Source organism: Cellulophaga sp. L1A9, from assembly GCF_009797025.1.
In the GTDB taxonomy this organism is placed as follows: domain Bacteria; phylum Bacteroidota; class Bacteroidia; order Flavobacteriales; family Flavobacteriaceae; genus Cellulophaga.
The window spans coordinates 1898976-1915561 of record NZ_CP047027.1; the positions used below are offsets into that span (position 1 = coordinate 1898976).

General features: G+C 36.8%; 3 protein-coding genes and 2 tRNA genes. All 5 read right to left on the bottom strand.

Annotation, left to right across the window (positions count from 1 at the left end; translation table 11 throughout):
* Positions 1–62: 62 nt before the first annotated feature.
* Positions 63–133: transfer RNA gene (locus GQR94_RS08210), tRNA-Cys, on the bottom strand.
* 241 nt (positions 134–374) lie between these two features.
* Positions 375–449, bottom strand: a tRNA-Cys gene (locus tag GQR94_RS08215).
* A gap of 60 nt (positions 450–509) precedes the next feature.
* Positions 510–866, bottom strand: coding sequence for a dihydroneopterin aldolase (gene folB, locus GQR94_RS08220; protein ID WP_158975035.1), 357 nt, complete (start codon positions 864–866; stop codon positions 510–512).
* 60 nt (positions 867–926) lie between these two features.
* The gene (locus tag GQR94_RS08225) at positions 927–1877 is read right to left on the bottom strand and encodes a type IX secretion system membrane protein PorP/SprF (protein WP_158975036.1); all 951 of its coding nucleotides are present in this window, start codon (positions 1875–1877) and stop codon (positions 927–929) included.
* Positions 1878–1897: 20 nt separating this feature from the next.
* Positions 1898–16456 carry a T9SS type B sorting domain-containing protein gene (locus tag GQR94_RS08230; protein ID WP_158975037.1) on the bottom strand — a complete coding sequence of 4853 codons (14559 nt, stop codon included), beginning with the start codon at positions 16454–16456 and terminating at the stop codon, positions 1898–1900.
* Positions 16457–16586 lie beyond the last annotated feature (130 nt).

Genomic DNA, 16586 nt, shown 5'->3' on the forward strand with positions numbered 1-16586 from the left:
GGCATAGTCCACTATTTATAAAACAAAAAATCCCCTTCTAATGAAAGAAGAGGATTTTGAAGAGGCATCGAGCGGATTCGAACCGCTGTACAAGCTTTTGCAGAGCTCTGCCTAGCCACTCGGCCACAATGCCAATTTAGGATTGCAAATTTACAATAATTAATTAAAATAGAAATTAAATATTGCAATGATTATTCAATTTTAATGCAAAAAAGCTCTAAATCTTTCTTTAAAAAAATTTAGAGCTTTCTTTTTCGATTTTTCTTTTTCAGCTAATGGGTATAAAACAAACGAATAACTTGTTTTAAAACACCAAAACTATTATAATTCAACATTATTTGTAAATCGTAAAAATAATGTTTTAGACTTGATACTGGAGGCATCGAGTGGACTCGAACCACTATGAAAGTTCTTGCGGAACTTTGTCTATCCAATTCGACCACAATGCCATAATTGTGGTACAAATGTCTGAATAATTATCACGTTATCCTATCTGCTAAGTGTGTAGTTCATCGACTTAATTGTAAGTTTATCGAAACCATTTCAACATCTCCGTTAATTGGAGGGTTAATTTTCGATACCGTAACATTGCCAGAATTTACAGTAGGGCATTCTTTAAATATTCGGTCTAAAATACGTTTCGCAACATGTTCTAAAAGTTTTGACTTTATTGCCATTTCTTCTTTAACAATGTAATTTATTACCACATAATTAACCGTATCCTTTAAATTATCGGAAACTGATGCTTTAGCTAAATCTGCTTCTACTTCTACATCTACCCGATAATCGCTACCGTTGATACTTTCTTCTCTTAAACACCCATGATAGGCGTAGACTCTAATATTACTAACGCTAATTTTACCCACGTGTACTTACAATTTTGGTAAATTTAAAGCATGTATTTTTAAAATTACCGTTTTAAAACGTTAATATGTACATCTACAATTACTCAATCCTTGGAATAAATCTACCCCTAAGGTAATAACATGCGTTCCTGTGCTATAGTTTGTAATTTCGTTTAATTGTATTTGGTACGAATATCCGAAGTATAAATTATTCTTTTTAAGACCAACAATAGGAGCGATATATAGAGGGGTACCAATCTGATCATTTAAAAAACGATAGTTGATTCCTGCATAATAGTAATCTTCATATTGATAAAATCTAAATTTTAAGTTCATATCCGTTTCAGAACGGCCATCACTTTCAAACATTTTATATAAAATGGAAGGCTCTATTTCAAGATCACTATTTTTACTTTTCTTATATCTATATCCTGTATATAAATAATAATTTCTTAAACGATTAGGCTCATAGGTAATATTGAACCCAGATAAATCTTTATCTAAAATGTTAGATGCATTTAAACTAGCATAGAATTTATCTTTTCTATATAAAACCCCAACATCAAAGTTATGGTTTGCTGTAGATCTATCATCCGTAACACCAGGATCACCACCAGCATTAACAAATTCTTGAATGTCTATTCTAAATTGATTAAAATTATACGACAAACCGAATGATAAAAATTCGTCGTCATATCTATCTAATGTTAAGTGATGCGCAAAAGAAAGTCGTGCACCTTGTTGCTTGGTATAGCCATTTCTATCGTTGTATAAAAAGATACCTACACCAGATCTATTACCAATACGCATATCTGCTGCTAAAGATTGTGTATCTGGGGCATCTTCAATACCCACCCACTGTGTAAGTCCGTTGATACGTATTTTTACGTGATCACCAATACCTGCATAGGTAGGTGATAGCACAAACGGATTGTCTGCTAAATACTGCGAGAGTTGAGGTGAGTTTAACTCTTGGCTTTTTGCAAATAAGCTGCACAAACAGAGCACTAAAGTAATTCCAATTTTTTTCATTGCACTTGTAGGTTAATTTTTTATCTATACAGTGTAAAATGTCCGACAAATTCTCTTTCATCGTTTTCACCTTGTAATTTTATTATGTACCAATAATCACCTGTTGGGAGCTCAGTGTTTTGGTAAAGGCCATCCCATCCTGGGTCGTTTGCACCCAGTCTATAAACCTCTCTACCATAACGGTCAAAAATGATCATTAGTATATTTGGGAAGCCTTCTAAATTTTCAGGAATCCAGGTATCATTTTGTGAATCATTATTTGGTGTAAAGAAGTTTGGAACTTCAATATCTATGAATTCCATTTCAATACTTGCAATTGCCTCACAACCATTACCATCTACAACAGTTACAGTGTATGTACCTGATTCGTTGATGTACATTGTATTGTCTTCTTCATTGTTTTTATCACCAAAATAGAAAGTATAATTGCCATCTCCACCAGCAGCAATTGCTGTAATTTCATTGATATTATTGTTTTCTAAGCTCAACACTAATGGATCAAAATCTTCTATGGTAAATGGTATTATTTCTAAACAACCATTTAAAGAGATAATCAGGGTATGTGTTCCAGGAGCAATATTCGTGAAATTAGGTTCTAAACGTACATCAGCAGAATTTTCATCATCTAATTGATATAAGGCTAAACCTTCTACACTCGTATCTTCATGGGTCACTGCCAAATAATTATTTGGTGTATCTCCAGTACATTCATAAACCGGCACCACGCTTGCTTTTAGGTTTACACCTTCAGTAATAGTAACCTCAATAGTTGTTTCACATCCTAAATCATCTACTACATATACGGTATGTACGCCAGAAGCTAAATCAGTATAACGAATCATATCTGCAACATAACTTGTATTTTCTAATCGTGTACTATACGGAGCAGTACCACCAGAAATAATTAACTCTATGGTACCGTCATCACTACCTAAACAAGTTTCTCCTGTAGGGGTCGCATCTATCACTATCGGTGTTGCCGCAGTAATAGTATACTCTGTTTGTACAAAACAACCATTTTTGTCTTGCGCAATTACGGTATATGTACCTGGCGCTAAATCTGTGAATGAATTGATGGTATCAAACTGTGCTAAATTTGGAGAAATAGCATAGATATAATCACCAGATCCACCCGATAAGGAAACATTAATATATCCGTTCGTATCACCAGCACAAATTACCGCAGTATAATCATCTGTATATATTAAAGGCGTTGGTTCTGCTATAGTAATTACGGTTGTTGTTTCTTCACAATCTTCACTAGTTACTTTTATGTAGTAATTACCAGCTTCTAAGTTTCTAAAGATTCCAGTAGTATTAGGTCCTTGTAGCGGTGTTGTGCTTGCTGGACTATCTAATAATTCATAGAAATAATTTCCTAGTCCACCACTTGCTCTAGCAATTAACTGTGCAGAACTATCACCATTACAACTAATTGTTGCAGCAGTTTCATCTACAGCGATAGTAATTGGTGCTACAGCATCTGCTTGTATTTCATTAGAAAGTGTAGAGGTACAATTAAATGAATCTTGTACATAATATCTATACGTTCCTGCTCCTGCGTTACCAGAAGGTAGGGCATTAAAAATATGTTCATTACCATTATTAAAGGCGGTAAACGTAGTACCGTCTGTACTAAAACTGTAAGGTGCGGTTCCTCCATTTGCTGTTAATAATAATTCTAAATCATTAACACAGGTTATAGATTGTGTCATAGTCAATGAACCAAAAATATCTATTGGATCTGTAATTGTTGCAATAGGTGTTTCTGTAGAGCATCTTACATCATCAGCTATTGATATACTATATAATCCAGAGAATAAACCTGAGAATGTATTTGAAGTTTGCGCTGCTGAGGTGGTTACAATTACGGTTCCTGTAGAATCGTATGTATTTAATCTATATTGTAAAGTTCCAAGTCCGCCAGAAGTAACTGTTGCAGTTACAAAACCAGTATCATCACCATAACACTCTAAAGCTATATCAGCAGAAATAGCTGCTACTATAGGTGCTGGTTGTACTAGTGTTTGAGAATAGGTATCATTCACACAACCAAGGGCATCGGTAATAGTAATTGCAAAATTACCAGCAGATAAGCCTGTGAAAATATAAGCTTGTACATCTGTTTGTGTGAATGTTTGTGTAGCAGAAGCTATTGTGATTGTATACGGTCCTTTTCCTCCAGAAGGATCTACTAAAATACTTCCTCTATTGCCATCACAAGTTACATTAGACTGTTCACTAACTATTGCCGTAATAGGAAATTCCGGAGCATTAATAGTTATTGCATTAGAATTATCAGCACAGAACGTACTTGTAGCATCTGTTTCTATAATCTGTACATAGTAACTACCACCTGGTAAATCATCAATAACAAGTGCTGTACCTGTATTTCCTGATAAAATTCCAGAATAAGGAGTTCCATTACTTAAGAATACTTGGTAGTCATAGCCTCCTGTATAGTTGGCTATAGTAACGTTAAAGCTACCACCATTTACGCCATCATTGATACAGGTTTCATCGGTAACTTTTACTGCAGTTACTTCTATAACTTTAGGGTCTTTAATACTATGCGTAGTGCTTACAAAACACCCTGTATCATTATTGGTAATTGTAATGGTATAGTTTCCTATCCCTAATCCGGTAAACTGTTCTGAACTGTTTGTAGAATTTACAGTTTGAGTAGGTTCGGTAGCACTAGAAACTACATAGGTTAAATTAGGTAATGCAGTTGCTGGGGTAATGGTAACACCCACGGTAATAGTTTCATCGTCACCATTACAGGTTACGGTATTATCTATAACTACTGTAGGAGCACTAATCCCTACAAAAGGAGTGATCGTTGCTGTGGTTATATCTGAACAACCCATATCATCATACACCGTAATGGTATAATTACCACCCGCTAAGTTCGTTTCTGTGTATTCTGCATTGCTGCCATCTTGTACTGGTGTACCAGGAGTAGCATCATTTACAAATACGTAACGTACATAGTTTCCAGATCCACCGGTTACTAATCCCGCAAGATCTATAGTTGCATAGTTCGTTGTGTTTCCAGTAGTACAATCAAACTGAGATACTGTTGGCGTTCCAGCAGTTAATGCAGCCGCAGGTTGTGCTATGGTTTGTGTAATTGTTGTCGTACAACTATTAGTTCCTGTTACAGTAATTTCATATCCTGCTCCTATAGTATTCGCTAACCCTGTAAATACAGCACTAGTATTGGTTGTGCTTGTTGGGTTTATAGTTGCTACTGTACCATCCATACTTGTAATTTGGAAAATGTACGGATCAAAACCATTTGCCAAGATACTTACAGAGATGGTTCCATCTGCTGCATTGAAGCACGTTACATTGGTAAAGGCATCTATAGTTGGTGTTGCAGGTAACACAGCAGGCGTTAATGTTTGCTTGATGTTTACTGTACATGTTCCGTCTGTAATAGTAAAGTTATATTCACCATCTAGTGTTAATCCTGTAAATATTCCATCCGTATTTGGAGTTAAAGCTGCTCCAAGTGGATCAGTACCTGTGTAATTATAAATACCAGAACCTCCAGTTTGCGATATGGTAATTTGTCCACCAGGATCTACCGTACAATCGATAGCTTTAACAATAGTAGCTAAAGGCACCATTTCTTCGTATAAGGTAATAGCATTTGCAGTTGGAGCAAAACAACCCCATTGATCACTAACGATTACTTGATATTCTCCAGCTCCTAAGTTGCTAAAGGTAGCTGTGGTTTGTATTGGTCTTACGTTTACATAAGCAGTACCATCAAAACGTTGTAATTGGTAGCTATAGTTAGCTCCTTGACCACCTGCTTGGTTAATTACCTGTACTTCTCCTTCAAAATTAGAACAGTTTTCATTGTTTAATTGAAGGTCTGCCGTAATCGCAGTTGGTACACTTAAAGTGATGTCTGCTAATTGTAAAGAACAACCACGACTATCAATCACCCAAATTTCATAAGTACCTGCTGCTAAGTTTTCAAACTTAGGAGTAGCCACATAGTTGCTTGCATCTGTTGGATCTGGATTAGCTGTAGTACTTACATAGTACGCATAGCCACCCCATCCACCGGTAACATTTATTATTTCAATACTACCATCACTACCTGGAACACAGGTAATAGGTGATGCTGTTGGTGTACCTGCTGCTAAAGCATTTGTAGGTTCTGCAATACTGAATGGCTCTCTATTATCACAAGTAGGCACGCCATCTTGAGAGAAAGTTACATAGTATCCACCAGCAAGTAAAGCTGTTGCTGTGAAATCTGCAGAAGTACCTGTTTGCACAGAGGTATCATCTAAATAGTTGGTAGGGGTATCATTATCATCAAATACTTCCCAAGAATAAGTACCTGTATACGTGACATCAGCGACTGTAAACGTAGCTGTTCCGGTAGCAGTTCCTATACATACGACATCTGTAGTTACTGGAGTAGCTATGGTAAATGTATTTGGATCTGTTATATTTATTGATGTGAATAATTCACAATCGGTATCCGTATGTCTTACTAAGAAGTTATGCGTACCCACTCCTAATCCAGTAAATATTTCTGGATTGGTATGAGAAAGACTCGTTTGCCATGTGGCACCATTGTCTATACTATATTCAAATTTAGAAACGTCATTGGTGGTTGAGGTAACATTAATAGTTACTTCTCCATCATTTCCAGGACTACACGTAATAGCGCTAGAAATAATAGCATCAGCAGTTAATAACTCATCAAAAGCATCAATAGTTGCTGTGGCTGTTCCAATACATCCGTTATCATCATAAACAGAAATGGTATAGGTACCTCCTGCTCTGTTGGTTTCAACATAAGATGCATTACTACCGTCTTGAACTGGAGTACTAGGAGTGGCATTATTTACAAATACGTAGCGTATAAAATTGTTAGAACCACCAGTTACCGAATTTACAGTAATACTTGCATTGTTCTCCGTATTTGTACTTGGTGTACAGGTAAACTGTACTACATCTACCAATGGATCAATAGTTATGACCACGGCTGCAGGTTCTGCAATTAATATGGCAGCGCTATCCGTTGTACAAGCGTTAGTCGTGGCATTACCTGTAACGGTTACCACGTACCCATCTGCAGTTGTTGTTGGCACAAGTCCTGTAAATTCTGCTGTGGTATTCGTAAAGCTTGTTGGTGTTATACTCGTTGCAACACCATCTAAAGAGCTAATTTCAAAAGTATAAGGCCCTGTTCCATTATCTACTGCGGTAATGGTTATAGTACCATCATTATCACCAATACACGTTATTGGCGTAGCAGCTGTTGCACTGATTACAGGCTCCACTCTAACAGGAACGTTTACTGTAAATACTCTATTACAACTCGCACTATTAGGCGTTGCCGTATCATAAATAGTAATTACATAATCACCAGCTACAGAAGCATCGTAAACAAACGGACTGGTTAAAGTGGTTTGCGTAACTGTTGCTGCACCTGAAATGGAATAGTCATAATTTCCTGAACCTGTTAGGGCTTCTATCGTAATAGTTGCATCAGGCGTACCGGTACAATCTAATAATTTGGTCAATTCTGCTTTCGCTGATAGCACAGGGTTTACAATATAGGCTGGCTCTACTGCGGTACAACCATTACCATCAATTACATAAACATCATAGGTTCCAGAAGTAACATTGGTAAATAAACCATTATTATCTAAATAGTTTGTTGGCATAGGATCACCTGAAGCAACAATAGCATAACGTAAATTTCCAGCAGCAGAAGTCCCTGTAGCTGTAAGGCTTATTGGGGCAGCACAATTATCTTGGGTTACTGCAATTGTTGGATTAGGAGATAATCCTAGGGTAACAGGAGCTAGGGTTACCGGACATCCATACTGATCATTTAAGGTTACGGTATAGTCTCCAGCAGGAGAATTTACAGGTATTTGTATTGGATTACTTGTTAAGCCAGTTACTGCTGTAAATCCACCAGGACCAGTGACATCATACGTATACGGAGCTCCACCGCCACCAGTAATTGCACTTACCGTAATTAAACCAGGTAAATTACATGAGATATCTCTTGTTGGTGCAGCGGTTGCTGTTAATTCTCTAAGTTGATCTATTAAAACATTTTCACTACCACCTCTACAAGAATCTGTAGTTCCATCAGATTGTTGCACCTCTATATAATATTCTCCTTGTGGAAGATTACTTAGGGTTATGGTATTATTATAGATAATATTAGCAGCTACCGTGCCACCACCACTTACTTCAATCGGAGTTGGGTTTCCTAATTCATAGAATTCCCAACGCATATGCGTGTTAGCTGTAATAGGATTTAAGGTATACGTAATTTCACCAGTTGATGCTCCAAAACAAGTTGGAGAAAAAGCAGTAGAAATATCAATTGGCAATGGTGTCACTAAATCGTTTACATTTTGAAGACTTTGACGTACACAACCAGTTGCATCTCGTACATAGAATACATACGTTCTACCTGGCGTTAATCCTAGCCAAGTATAGTTTCCATGGCCTGCAGGTACGGTTACTGTAGATCCTGATGATTTGTCTTCAGTACCACCTGGAATCCATGTTGCTGTTCCAGGATTAAAAGTTGATGGATCATCAGAATATGCATACTCATAAGGAGCAGATCCTGCAGTACCTTGAACAGTAACTTGCAAATCATTACAATCTACTACAATGGCGCTAAGACTAATATCTAAATCATCTAACGGATACGGAATGATATATCTTGGGAAATCTTTTTGACATACTGTTCCACTAGCCAAGGTTACTCTTATGGATGGGTATACGGTTGTTCCTGAAGCTAAATTTCTTTGTTCAACGCCATCTGTATTCCATGTACTTCCATTATCAAAACTATATTCAACCAGTGTGGCTGTAGGTGTAATTAAGTTCTGAAATTCAAAACCATAATCGTTTGCCGAAGAACCCACACAATCTGCTGGTAATATAGGCGCAATATCAGCCGTAATTTCAACTGCATTGTTGATGGTTATTGTAGTTGAGGTAACAGCACATCCATTAACATCTGTAATCGTGATTTCATAATCACCAACACCAATTCCATTAAAAGCATTTGTTGTTGAGTTGATGTTCGAATAACTTACACTGTAATCAATACCATCTGCCGGAGATAAATCTGTTAAGGCATAGGTATATGGCATGTTTCCACCAGCAGCAAGAGCATCAATAGACCCTAGTCCATCATAACATTCAGGATCGGTTGGCGTTCCAGAAATAGTTAATGTGGCTGCCGTATTGACGATGATATCTTCTTCGGTATACGAGCATAAAGAACTCACACCATTATTATCAAGCACATACACATCATAACCAGCAGGATTAGCCGTTGCCATAGCATTGGTTACCGTTAAGTTATTTGTTGTGGTATATAATCCAGTAGGATCTGTATTGGCAGGAACGATAGCGTATACTAATGTTCCATTACCACCCGTAGCATTTACGGTAATACTACCATCATTACATGAACTAACATCTAAAACAGTGGTGGTTACTACTAATTGTGGACTCAATACCACTGTTTCTTGTAGGGCATCACAACCATAACCATCTTTTACATCAATGGTATATGATCCGTTCGCTAGACCTGTAAAGGTATAAGTTGTTGCACTCACTGGAGAAGGAGTAATCCATGTGCCACCATTGATACTAAATTGGAAATTTTCATTCCCAGGTATAGAGGTGATATCTACTTGTATGGTACCGTCATTAGCTCCTGAATAACAAGCTGTAGGAGTTGCGGTAAACGTAGGTACTTCTGGAGCCTCTACGGTTACTGCTGGTAAGGTTACATTGGTACAGTTTCTACTATCTAAGATACGTACCACATAATTTTCACCACTAGCATTTGCCGGTACATTATTAAATGTAGCTGTAGGTTGGTATACTCTAATTATAGTACCTGTATTTCTTTCTAGTTGATAGGTATATGTTGGCGTACCTCCATTCGCTACTGCTGTAATTGTTGCACCCGTATTAGCACAAGTAAAAGGTGTTGTTATACTAGCAGTTGCTGTAATCGCATTAGGCTGTGTAAGATTTTGTGTTAAAGGAATAGTACATGTTGTTGGACTATTAAAATCTCTAACGGTAATTGAATAGTTTTGAGCAGTTAAACCGGTAACGGTTTCAGCGTTTGTAAACGGACCTACAAAATTGGTACCGTCTAAAGAATATTCAAAACCTGCTGTTCCAAAATTAGAAGCATTAATGGTAAACCCTCCATTGCTTTCTCCAAAACAAGTGATATTTATTGGTGTAGAAATAGAAGCTGTAAAAGCTCTACCGCTAGCTACATTCACTATAATTTGTGTGGTACACTCGTTTCCGTAGTTTACTTCAATGGTATGGTTTCCTGCTGCAATAGTATTAAATACATTTGCTGTAGCTCCTGTTTGTGGTGTTGCTCCATCAATTGAATAGGTATAAGAAGCATCAAAAGGAGCGATGGTTATATTTCCTGTTCCCTCACAATTGTAAGACACACTACTTGTTAATGTTGGTGCAATGGGTAATGGATCAATAATAACATCACTTAAAGTAACAACACAGGTAGTTGCAGCTGCATCTCTTGCACGAATGGTATAAGTTCCATCGGTTAATCCTGTAAATACAGTTCCACCGGTAGTTGAAGCAGTCCAAGTTCCTCCATTAATACTGTATTGGTAATCACCAGAACCACCAGTAGTTGGGGTTATGCTTCCTACTGTTATTTCTGCTTCACCGACAGGTAAACAGGTATAGTCTTTTGTTTGAACGGCTTCTGCAGTAATTGCATTAGGTTCGTTTATTACAACACTTAAGGGTTGTGTACATAAATCGGCATCTTGAACTAACACTTGATAGGTTCCAGCTACTAAATTTGGAAAGTTTGAAGATATTGTTTGATAAGTAGTTCCATTATCAATACTATAACGATACGGTGCATTCCCACCAGTTACTGCTAAAGCAATAGCACCATCACTCCCACCAAAACAAGTAACATCTGTTAGTGTTTCTGTGATGGCAATAGGTGCATTTTTGATGATGGTAATATCAAACATATCGAAACAGAATCCCGTTGCCCCTGCATGATCACGTACATATACATCATAATCACCTGCTGCAGCAATAGCGATAGGATTAGTTATAGCAAAATCACCAGCTACAGGAGTTACCCCATCTGCTACAATAGCATAGACATAATTAGCATCACCACCCGTAGCGGTAATAGTAACATCCGTACTTGAAGCACACGTAGTAATAGCACTAGCCGAAGCTGTAACACTTAATTCTGGGGCAATAGTAATATTTTGAGGAGTTGTTGTACACCCTAATTCATCTTTTACATTGATGATATACGTTCCTGAAGCTAAGTTGTTAAATACATATGAACTGGCTGTGGTAGGTGTTGGTGCTACAAACGGGCCGTTGTCAATACTAAATAATAAACCGCCATTACCTCCGGAAGCATTTACGGTAATAGTTCCGTCACTAGCTCCAGAATAACAAACAGAAGGAGCTGCTGTAAATGTTAATGCTGTTGGAGCTGTAATCGTAATAGCAGTATTTATAGGATCTTCACAACCACTATTGTCTCTTGCTCTAACGATATAATCACCAGCGGTAACATTTGTAAATATTTTATTAGCACCGTTGGTCGCATAATCATAGGTTCCTATAATTGTTCCTGCGGTATCTTCTAATTGATATACATAAGTTGGAGTACCTCCAGTTGCATTTGCAGAAATGGTAGCTCCTGTATTTAAGCAGGTAAAAGGATTTGACACTACAGCTGTGGTATTCACAGCGGTTGGTTGCGTAATTGTTCTAGTTATTTGTTGAACACAAGTAACATCATCTACTTTTCTAATATCAATAGTGGCTACACCAGCACCCAATACTTGTGGTGTGGTTACTGGAGAAACTAAAGATGTAGTATAATTTACACCATCTGTAGTATACTCAAATCCAGTAGTAGGATCAAAGTTTACTACTTCAAAAGTGATGGTACCATTGGTATCTCCAAAACAAGTTACGTTGGTAGAAGATAGGTAATTTGCTTCAAAAGCTTTATCATCCTCAACAGTTACTAAGTTTTCTACAAACAATTCACATACCTCTGGTATTTGAAAAATTTCTATATCATCAATAGCTAAATCATTACCATTATTACCCACTTTATCTGTTCTTATAACAAATTCTAATGTGGCATTACTACCTGGGTTTAGATCTACTGAAAATTCAGTCCAATCACTCGCGCCGGTATTTTTAGCGATATCTCCGGTATATATGGTTTGGACAGGAGTTCCAGTACCCGTTTCTTGTACTTCAATTATTAAGTTAGGATCCAATCCAGAACTAGTACTTTTCAAGAGGTTTAGAATCCATAACGAAACTCTTAAAGGTTGGTTTGGGATAATATCATTTATGGTTTTTGTGTAAATTACTTGTCCTGTAGCTGGTGTACCAACATTAATAACTAAATAACGGCCATTACCTGTTCTGGTACCGGTAGTATGGTCTATTGGGTTAATCCATGAACTGTAAGGAGCAACAAGCTGACTTGTTACTGTATATTCATAGTCATTAATATTACTATTACTATCTCCTGGTGCATTTCCAGTTTGATCTTCATACGTATATCCAACAGTATTTGTGCTAGAAGTAGTGGAACCAGAGCCAAAATTTTCTACCAATAATAAACTTGGTGTTGGAGGTGTTTGAGAGGTGTAATTTGTAGTAATTGTATAGGTACCTGCAGCTATATCTGAGAAAATATTTAAGTCAGCATCTGGAGTATTTAACACACCATCTATAGCATACGTATAATTATAAGTACTAATATCTGAGTTTACAGTTATGTTTCCTGAACCATCGCAATTGTAATCTACGACTGGAGTTATTACAGGTTCTACAGGATAATCTTCTACGTAAACATCCATTGCAAATTCGCACCCAAGAGCATCTTTTACCACTACGGTATTATAGTTTCCTGGCGGAAGTATAGCAGTACTTGCCGTTCCAAAAGTTGTTCCACCATTAAAACTATAGGTGTATGGCGCTTGACCACCAACAACATTGGTAATACGTACTTCTGCACCTGCAGGATCACAGGTAACGTCTCTAGAAACACCTGCAGAAGCCGATAAGGTTGCAGTTTCTGTTATAATATGTGTTTCAGTTATATAACAACCAGAACTATCTGTAACAACAACATCATAAGTACCCGCTCCTAAACCAACAAAGTTTGGAGTATCTTGAGTTGATGTTCCACCATCAATACTATATTCAAATGGACCAACGCCATTGGTGGTGTTTATGGTAATACTCGCATCATTGTTTCCGCTACAGGTTACTGGAGAATCATCTGTAATGCTAATTGTCATGCTACCAAGATCCTCTACTGTTACGCTATTGGATTCTATATAACACCCATTTGCATCTACAACAACGAATGTATACACACCATCTTCATTGGGAACTTTGGTATATACATATGGTGCATCTGTGTCAGTTTCGGTAGGACCACCTGTTGTGGTATATCCAAATTCAAAAATATCTGTTGTTTGAAAATTACTCGCAGGAATATCACTAATGTCCGTATAAAGTTCAGTGCCATCTTTACTCCATATCGCATAGGTATATTCGGGATCTATGAAACCACCAGTTGCCGTAAGTTGAACAGTTCCTGGGGTACAGCCTATATTTTGTGTTGTTACTGCAGCTAATGCAATATCTTCTACCGCTGTAACCGTAATATTTTGAGTGTCAGTACACCCATCTTGGGTAGTAACAATTACGGTATAATCATCAGGATTTAAATTGTTAAAGGTGTAATTATTGGTGGTCTGTGCAGTAACAAGATTTACACGTGTTCCTGTTCCATAAGGATGCGTAGTTCCATCATTAAACCTTAAGTCATAGCTATAATTAGCTCTTACATTTAAGGTTTGAATTGTTATCGTTCCTAAGACATAACAGTTTTCTGGTGTAGTAGATAAATTAACTGTAAAGTCCCGGTCTCTAATTCCTATTTCTTGCGATTGAAACTCACAAGAATTTGCAATTGGATTTCCTGAAGCATCTAATTGACGGATGTCCACTCTATAATTACCAGCTACATCAATATCAAAGCTATTGCCATTATTAGCACTAAAAGGTACTTGTATACTATTGGTATCTAAATTGATTAATTCAAAACCATATCCTGAACCTAAGTTAGTCACCGTAATATTTCCGTCCGTATCACAAAAAATATCGGTTGAAGTTGTGGTTACTGGTAAATCATTCTTAAAGGCACTAAAATAATAGCGACTAGAACATCCATTTAAATAGTTGATTACTAATCTATAATCTCCGGTATCTGTTAAGGTAAATGCATTTCCTGTTGCAACCGTAGAATAACAGCTATTTCCTTTATTTGGGCACGAAGGATCTGAAGAAGTACAACTAGAATTTAGTTCCTGCCATTCTAAACTTACAGCATCTGGAATGTTGACTTGTATGAGCTCCGTATCTGTAGAGCCACATAAGAAAATATTGGCTAAATATTCACCATCAATAGAACATCTTAATATTTCTCCTTGAATATCATTTGTGATATCTGCATCACTATTTCTATCATTAAAAAAGTCAATGATTGGATTTGTTTGCGTTGTTCCAAAAAATTCTACCGTAATAATTTCTTGAAATCCTTTACAAGGATCTGCAACAATTTTATCTACAATATAGGTTCCCGGTTCTGTAACGGTTAACGTACTTAAATCTCCATCTGGGTTGCCATCATTTAAAACGGTATCTACTCCTAAATCTATGACATTATTTTCATTAACATCTCGGTACCAAATGTAATCATCAAAATTATCTCCGGCACTTAATAAGACGTCATCGCCACAAAGTTGTACCGTTCTAGAAAAGTCACAATCAGATAAATCATCTAATAAAAAGTTGGTAGCTCCAGGTGTTGTAAAACCACAAGCATCAAAATCTGTAACACTTGGATCATCACTAATTACATTATTATTGTCTATACCTTGATAGGTAGAATAGGCAACGTTTTCTATCTGATTCGTACAGGCATTGACAAAATCGAAGCAGTTTTCTGCTACTTTAACTTGCATACGAATAGATGCTTCGGGAGCCCCTTCTACCACTAAATTGTTTGGTATGGTAAAAACGATAGTTCGTGTAGCAGCGTCATAGACGTAAGTAACTCCTGGAGGTAAGTTTCCGGAGTTTGACAAAGCTGCTTCATCTAAAGTTACATTTTGAGGTATAACATCACGAATGGTATAGCTTGTAGCATCATCATTCCCTATATTTTCAAAGGATAATATATACTTAAGGTTGTCTCCTAAATTTACTCCGGATCCCGTTAAATCTACAGTTTCTGATAAATTAGTGACCTTTTTTTCAAGAATAATTTCTGGTTCAATGATCTCTACACCAAAAGTTACAAGAAATGCTCCAAAGGCATCTCCTTGTGTTCGTAATCTAAGCGTTGCTGAGGTTTCATCATTTGCAATTACAGTATTTCCGTTATTACTTATTTGAAATATATCAGCATCGTACCCTAAGGTATTGGTACTCGCTATATTCCTTGTGGTAACATTTGAGCCATCAATGGTTATATTTGAATTAAAGAAATTTGTAGAACTATTAGCCGCATTTGAAAGGTTTGTAAATCCAGGTCTTAAGGGCGTTTCTATTTGAAAGGCATCTCCTGTAATACCTCTATCTCCTTCTACAACACTTGCTCCTAATCTAGCTTTTACGGTTCCAGAAGGAATGGTATTAAATCCGCTTACGGTTATATCTGCAGTAGAACTTCCGCGAACGCCAGCATACCCATCAAAAGTAGATATATATCTACCTGGTAATGTAGGGTTTTCATAGATAATTACTAAAGTCCAACCTCCTGCTCCTCCTACACTCACACCTCTTGTTGCTCTGATGTTTGCAACGGTATATTCACCCGTAGGATCTGCTAAAGCTTGTAGTTGATTTGTTACGTTTTTGTAACAAACATATGGTGAATCATTGAAATTGACATTGTCATAAATTACATCATCTTCTTCACCTACTGGATCTGCATTTGTATCTGCAACTATATCAATATAAGAACCTCCGGGTACTTTTAATTTTACCGTTGTAAAATCTAGTCTTCTGGAATCATTTGGTAATGATGAGTACCTTGTGCTTTTGACTTCACGTTCGTAATTTGCAGACCAATACAAACCAGCATAATAAATTTTTGAACAATCTGGTAAGGATAGTGATGAGCTGCTAGAACTAAATGTACTTGCATCAGTATCAATATCGATATATTCTCTATGGAATCCGTTATTGTTTGAACCTCCGTTATATGGATCATTCGCCGTGTTGGAGTTATCTCTTCTATTTAGAATACTATTAGCTAAAAAGGTATAATCCCCTTTTATTTTCACGTATGAATTACCTCCATCTTGTAAACGGGGGCTAAAGGGTACTTCTACTTGGCTATAGCCAGCATTACAAATACTGAAAAAAGCTAGAAATAGAATGAAGTAGAATAATCTTTTTTGAAACAAAGTTTCCATTTGTTATTTAGTTTGGTATATAAATGATCAATACACGTTTAAATGCATTGAAATATGCTTATAATCACGTTTTTACACGCAACTAGTGGGTCTGCATAACAAATATGATATAAATTGATATGTTGATGAA